This is a genomic window from Aliivibrio kagoshimensis (assembly GCF_050337105.1).
Taxonomy (GTDB): Bacteria; Pseudomonadota; Gammaproteobacteria; order Enterobacterales; family Vibrionaceae; genus Aliivibrio_A; species Aliivibrio_A kagoshimensis.
In genome coordinates, this window is sequence record NZ_JAKJSQ010000111.1 from 1 (window position 1) to 7,167 (window position 7,167).

At 44.7% G+C, this 7,167-nt stretch carries 4 protein-coding genes; 2 read left to right on the forward strand and 2 right to left on the reverse strand.

All coding sequences use genetic code 11. The features are described 5' to 3' along the window. The first annotated feature begins 89 nt into the window (after positions 1–89). Entirely contained in the window at positions 90–1,073 is a 984-nt protein-coding gene (locus tag L4C32_RS19765) for a porin (protein WP_428198611.1), read from the forward strand. 97 nt (positions 1,074–1,170) lie between these two features. Next, positions 1,171–2,586, forward strand: a complete 1,416-nt coding sequence (dacB, locus tag L4C32_RS19770) for a serine-type D-Ala-D-Ala carboxypeptidase (protein ID WP_428198612.1) — start codon at positions 1,171–1,173, stop codon at positions 2,584–2,586. 61 nt (positions 2,587–2,647) lie between these two features. Here dacB and carB read toward each other — a convergent pair whose 3' ends face one another. Together carB and carA are read right to left on the reverse strand one after the other, a co-directional pair. Next, positions 2,648–5,869 (reverse strand): carbamoyl-phosphate synthase large subunit, encoded by a 3,222-nt coding sequence (carB, locus tag L4C32_RS19775; protein ID WP_428198613.1) that lies wholly within the window; start codon positions 5,867–5,869, stop codon positions 2,648–2,650. A gap of 16 nt (positions 5,870–5,885) precedes the next feature. Continuing rightward, complete coding sequence (gene carA / locus L4C32_RS19780) at positions 5,886–7,028, reverse strand: glutamine-hydrolyzing carbamoyl-phosphate synthase small subunit (protein WP_428198614.1); 1,143 nt, start codon at positions 7,026–7,028, stop codon at positions 5,886–5,888. Between the last annotated feature and the right edge of the window lie 139 nt (positions 7,029–7,167).

Consider the following 7,167-nt stretch of genomic DNA (forward strand, 5'->3'; position numbering starts at 1 on the left):
GTGTAACCTCTTATATATAAGAGTAAATAAGCAATTGTCTTCATTTAAAATGAAATCGTATTTCTAGACACCTTATAAAGGAAATCAAAATGAATAAATCAATTCTTGCTCTAGCAGTAGCAGCATTCGCAACAGCTGGTTCAGTTAACGCAGCTGAGATCTACAAAGATGACGCACAAAGCATTGAACTTGGCGGCCGCGCAGAAGCTCGTATGGCAGTACAAGATGGTAAAGCGACCGACAAAACTCGTGTTCGTATCAACCTTAAAGGCAAAACCCAAATCACTGACGGCCTATACGGTGTTGGCTTCTACGAAGGCGAATTCACAACGTCTGATTATAATGATGACGGTTCAAAAAATAACGACGGTAGCAAATTAGACAATCGTTACACCTACGCGGGTTTCGGTGGCGACTTTGGTGAAGTGACATACGGTAAAAATGACGGTGCATTAGGTGTTATCACTGACTTCACCGATATCATGGCTTACCACGGTAACTCAGCAGCTGATAAGATCGGTGTTGCTGACCGTACTGACAACATGCTCTCTTACAAAGGTCAATTCTCTGATCTTAGCGTAAAGGCCAGCTACCGTTTTGCTGACTCAAAAGAGGTTGCTGACGAATTTGAAGACAACGGTCAAAATGGTTACTCACTGTCTGCTATCTACGCAATTGGCGACACTGGCCTAGCACTAGGTGGTGGTTACGCAGATCAAGATGAGCAAAACGAAATGATGTTTGCTGCATCTTACACTATGGGTGACCTTTACTTCGCAGGTGTTTACACCGACGGTCAAAAAGCTGAAAAAGACGCTGACTACACAGGTTACGAATTAGCAGCCGCTTACACCATGGGTAAAACGGTATTCTCTACTACTTACAACAACGCTGAACTTGACAACAAAGATCACGCAGACAATGTTGCAGTAGACGCAACATACTTCTTCAACAGCAACTTCCGTACTTACATCTCATACAACTTCAACCTACTAGACAAAGACACAGCTAATGGTATTACTAATATCGATGCTGAAGATGAGCTAGCACTAGGTATGCGTTACGACTTCTAATTAGTCTAACTCGCTACACACTAAACGCCTGCAGACTCATGCAGGCGTTTTTTTTTATCTGCTATACTGCTCTCTCACTCTCTACTGGCTCTCTTTTATGATTTTTCGTTGCGTCCCTTTTCTACTGCTACTCCTCAACTTCTCGGCCTATGCCACAGTTGACAATGCATTAAAGCAGTTGCCTGATGGTAGTCGTGCTTCTCTGATGGTTCAATCGCTAACCAGTGGCGACGTTATCACCAACCACAATAGTGAACAGATGATTCCACCCGCCAGCACCCAGAAATTGGTCACCGCCCTGGCTGCGAAACTTCTGCTCAACGATAACTATCGTTACGCCACCACTATTGAGTCATATGGTGACAATCTGACTGTTAACTTCAGTGGTGACCCAACGTTGACCGAACTGGACCTATCAGCGCTTCTGCGCCAGCTAAAACATTCAGGGCTGTCCAACATTAAAGGGAACATCTGGCTCAACGATTCACTCTTTACAGGTTATGAACGAGGTGTAGGCTGGCCATGGGACATTATGGGCATAGGTTATAGTGCCCCTTCGAGTGCCATCACCCTCAACCAAAATGCGGTTATGGCTTCCATCTATTCGGACGACAACGGTACAACGCGTGTTCATGTGCCAGCTCATCAACCTATTACTGTGACGACATCAGCCACTAGCGTCAGCAAAACAGAGCAACAAACCCAATTTTGTGACTTGGAGCTACTGGCTACGCCAACGAATCAATACCATCTATCAGGCTGCTTACAACATAGAAACAAACCACTGCCACTTAAGTTTGCTGTTCAGAATACCTTTTTATACAGTAAACAGGTCATTCAGAGGTTGTTGAAGGAGCACAACATCAAACTTAAAGGTGACATTTTACGAGGAAGGCCTGTTGCTCCAGCTCAGCAAAACGTTTCAATCGTTGCTACTCACCACTCTGAGCCTTTGCCTGTGTTAATTGAAACCATGCTAAAAGAGTCAAATAACCTCTATGCAGACAATCTCACTAAAACCATAGGTCACAGTTATTACCAACAAGCAGGAAGCTTTAGTAACGGAACGTCAGCGATTAAAGCCATTCTGATGGATCGTGCGGGGATTGATATCGAGAGTGCAGTATTAGCTGATGGCTCAGGTTTATCAAGAAACAATAAAATGAGTGCAACTCAGCTGAGTCATGTCCTCTCCTACCTCTATAAACATGACAGTACACTAAAATTGTTGGGCTCTCTTCCGACCTCTGGCGTTGATGGTACGCTGAAGTATCGTGCGAGCATGCGTAAGGCTCCGATTTCCAATGCTATCAGAGCCAAAAGTGGCTCTCTATTTGGCAGTATGAATATGGCTGGCTTTGTTACTACGACAAATGGCGAAACACTACTTTTCGTGCAGTTAATTGCTGATTACCACCCTATCAAACGACCTGACAATGCCCCTCCAGTTCAGTCTCCTATTGAGCGTTTCGAGCGAGAATTCTACCTAAGTATGATTAACGAGGCGATGTAAACAACGAAAAAAAGAGCCGTAACGTCAGACGTTACGGCTCTTTTGGGTTATTAAGCAGCGCTTATTTGATCTTTGCGTGCCACTCTTGGATAGAGGTTACTGAAGCTTTATTATCAGCTGTATGAGCCATACACGTTGCAAATGCCGCGTTTAAGGTCGTGGTGTAATTTAACTTACCACCTAGAGCGCCGCGGCGAAGCAGTTTTGAATCTTCAATTGCTTGGCGACCTTCTGCGGTATTAACGATGTAGCTGTACTCACCATTCTTAATACGGTCAAGAATGTGCGGACGCCCTTCGTGTACCTTGTTCACTAATCGTGGGTTGATACCCGCTTCGCCCAAGATAACAGCAGTACCATGTGTCGCATCCAATTCATAACCTAACTTCACCAGTTTAGAGGCTAAATCTACTACGCGCTGTTTGTCATTATTACGTACCGAAAGCAGTGCTCGTCCCGCTTCTTCAGAATACTCTTTACCACAGCCTAAATCCGCTTTAGCGAACGCTTCTGCAAAGTTATCGGCAATACCCATCACTTCCCCTGTAGAGCGCATTTCAGGACCTAACAGTGGGTCAACACCAGGGAATTTATTAAACGGCAGCACAACCTCTTTCACTGAGTAATACGGTGGAATAATCTCTTTGGTAAAGCCTTGTGACTCTAGAGATTGTCCCGCCATCACTCGTGCTGCAATTTTGGCCAGTGGCGCACCTGTCGCTTTTGATGTAAACGGCACGGTACGGGCCGCACGTGGATTCACTTCGATTAGATAAACATCGTTATCTTTTACGGCAAACTGAACGTTCATCAAACCTCGAACCCCAAGTTCAAAAGCGAGTTTTTCAACTTGTCGGCGCATCTCATCTTGGATTTCATTGCTCAGTGTATAAGCTGGTAGTGAACAGGCCGAATCTCCTGAGTGAACCCCCGCTTGCTCGATGTGTTCTAAAATACCGCCAATGACCACTCGTTCTCCGTCACAGATGGCATCGACATCGACTTCCGTTGCATCATCTAAGAATCGGTCAAGCAGTACTGGTGACTCATTTGAAACACTGACGGCTTCATTAAAGTAACGTCGTAAATCGGTTTCATCATAGACAATTTCCATTGCACGACCGCCCAGTACATAGGATGGGCGAACGACTAATGGGAAAGTGATCTCTTTCGACTTTTCAACGGCTTGTTCCATCGTGGTAACGGTAGCATTTTGTGGCTGAAGCAGCCCTAAACGGTCAACCGCTTGTTGGAAACGTTCGCGATCTTCAGCTCGGTCAATGGCATCTGGACTCGTGCCAATGATTGGGACACCCGCGGCTTCTAATTCTCGTGCTAATTTCAGTGGTGTCTGACCACCATATTGAACAATCACCCCTTTTGGCTTCTCAATACGAGCAATGGCTAATACATCTTCAAGCGTAACAGGTTCGAAGTAGAGACGGTCTGACGTGTCGTAATCCGTTGAAACTGTTTCTGGGTTACAGTTGACCATAATGGTTTCGTAACCATCTTCACGCAACGCTAATGAGGCATGCACGCAGCAGTAATCAAACTCAATACCTTGACCAATACGGTTCGGACCGCCGCCAAGAATCATGATTTTTTCTTTATCGGTAGGGTTTGCTTCACACTCTTCATCGTAAGATGAGTACATGTAAGCCGTATCTGAAGAGAACTCTGCAGCACAAGTGTCAACACGTTTATAGACAGGATGAATATTATGTTGATCACGCAGTTTACGAATCTCACTCTCGGCAACACCAAGAAGAGTCGCTAGACGTTCATCACCAAAACCTTTACGTTTTAGTTTGCGTAACACATCTTTATTCAACCCAGCAAATCCGTTCTCTTTGATTTGTTGTTCCAGTTTTACAATATCTTCAATTTGTACAAGGAACCAACGGTCAACATTGGTTAAATTAAAGACACCATCCACTGACATACCTGCACGGAAAGCATCAGCAATATACCAAATACGGTCACAGCCTGGCTCTTTAAGCTCATGACGAATCTTACTCATCAAAGCAGAGTCATCCAAGTCCACCATCTCATCGAAACCACTTGCACCCACTTCTAAACCACGAAGGGCTTTATGCAGGGACTCTTGTAGGTTACGACCAATGGCCATCACCTCGCCTACTGATTTCATCTGAGTGGTCAAACGGTCATTCGCGCCGGCAAACTTTTCAAAGTTAAAACGTGGAATTTTGGTGACGACGTAATCAATGGTTGGTTCGAATGATGCCGGTGTTTTTCCACCTGTGATGTCGTTCATCAGCTCATCGAGTGTGTAACCAATCGCAAGTTTGGCTGCAATTTTAGCAATTGGGAAACCTGTTGCTTTAGAGGCAAGCGCTGAAGAGCGAGATACACGTGGGTTCATCTCGATAATGACCATACGTCCATCTTTTGGATTGATACCAAATTGAACGTTTGAACCACCTGTTTCGATACCAATTTCACGCAGTACGGCAAGTGATGCATTCCGCATCAACTGGTACTCTTTATCCGTTAATGTTTGAGCGGGAGCAACGGTGATTGAGTCGCCAGTATGCACGCCCATCGCATCGAAGTTTTCAATCGTACAAACGATAATACAGTTGTCGTTTTTATCACGAACCACTTCAGTTTCATACTCTTTCCAACCGATAAGTGATTCATCTATCAACAACTCATTGGTCGGTGATAACTCTAAACCGTTAGAACAAATCTCTTCAAACTCTTCTTTGTTATATGCAATACCACCGCCAGTCCCCCCCATGGTAAATGATGGGCGAATAATACAAGGAAAACCAACCATATCGAGAACCTTATAAGCCTCATCCATAGTTTTCGCGGTATCTGCACGTGGACACTCGAGTCCAATCGACTTCATCGCCTTATCAAAACGAGAACGGTCTTCGGCTTTATCAATCGCATCCGCCGTAGCACCAATCATCTCTACACCGAACTCAGCGAGAACACCGTACTTTTCGAGGTCGAGGGCACAGTTAAGCGCCGTTTGTCCGCCCATCGTTGGAAGAACGGCATCTGGGCGCTCTTTCTCGATGATATTACGAACCACTTCCCACTGAATTGGCTCAATATAAGTCGCATCGGCCATGTCTGGGTCAGTCATAATTGTTGCAGGGTTTGAGTTAACAAGAATAACTCGGTAACCCTCTTCACGCAGTGCTTTACACGCTTGTGCGCCAGAGTAGTCAAACTCACAAGCTTGCCCAATAACGATTGGACCAGCACCTAAAATTAGTACGCTTTTAATATCAGTACGTTTTGCCATTTTTTACTACTCCGATTTAAGCGTTTTTAGACTGTTTAATAAGGTCAATAAAGTGGTTAAACAAAGGGGCTGCGTCGTGTGGACCGGGGCTCGCCTCTGGGTGCCCTTGGAAACTAAATGCAGGTTTATCAGTACGGTGTATACCTTGCAAAGAGCCATCAAACAGGGATTTATGTGTTGCTCGTAAGGTTTCAGGCAGTGTCTCTTCATCTGCTGCGAAGCCATGGTTCTGAGAAGTAATCATCACTACATTGCGGTCGAGATCTTTCACTGGGTGGTTAGCACCATGGTGACCAAATTTCATTTTCACCGTTTGCGCGCCACTGGCCAGTGCCAGAATTTGATGTCCAAGACAGATACCAAAGATAGGTAGATTTTTATCAAGGAAGGTCTTAGTCGCTTCAATCGCATAATCACACGGTTCTGGGTCACCAGGTCCATTTGATAAGAAGACCCCATCAGGGTTCATTGCCAACACCTCTTCTGCTGAAGTTTGTGCGGGCACCACAGTTAACCGACAACCGCGGTCGACTAACATTCTTAAGATGTTGCGTTTCGCACCAAAGTCATAAGCCACAACATGAAAAGGAAGCTCGCTGTCATCTTTCGCTTCAGGTAAGCCCCCCGTTAAAGTCCAAGAGCCTTGCTTCCATTGGTATGCTTCAGCGGTGGTTACTTTTTTCGCTAAGTCCATCCCTTTCAAGCCAGGGAACGCCTTTGCTTTTGCAAGCGCCATCGCTTCATCAAGGTTATCACCAGCAACAATACATCCGCCCTGAGCACCTTTCTCGCGCAATATACGAGTCAATTTACGCGTATCGATTTCGGCAATACCGACAATATTTTGAGATTTTAAATAGTCAGAAAGGGATTGTTGATTACGAAAGTTGGATGCAAGGAGAGGGAGATCGCGAATGACTAAACCTTGTGCATGAATTGAAGAGGACTCTTCATCTTCAGCATTTGTTCCCGTGTTGCCAATATGAGGATAAGTTAACGTTACAATTTGCTGAGAATAAGAGGGATCCGTTAAGATCTCTTGATACCCAGTCATCGAGGTATTAAAAACGACTTCCCCAACAGAAGAACCATCTGCCCCAATTGATTCACCGCGGAACACAGTCCCATCTTCAAGGACTAACAGTGCAGATTTACTCAAGACAACCTCCAAAAACAATAAAAATGCAGTTAGAGTGATTTTTTTTCCATTCACTCTAATCTGAGCAAAGTCATAAATTAAAATAACTAATTTTCGACAAATTAGCGAGAGTTTAGTTACTTATAGAGTGAGTGTCAAC

Bases quoted from the DNA above. Each gene is read 5' to 3' on its own strand.
- dacB (WP_428198612.1), top strand. From the start codon at position 1,171: ATGATTTTTCGTTGCGTCCCTTTTCTACTGCTACTCCTCAACTTCTCG.
- L4C32_RS19765 (WP_428198611.1), top strand. From the start codon at position 90: ATGAATAAATCAATTCTTGCTCTAGCAGTAGCAGCATTCGCAACAGCT.
- carB (WP_428198613.1), bottom strand. From the start codon at position 5,869: ATGGCAAAACGTACTGATATTAAAAGCGTACTAATTTTAGGTGCTGGT.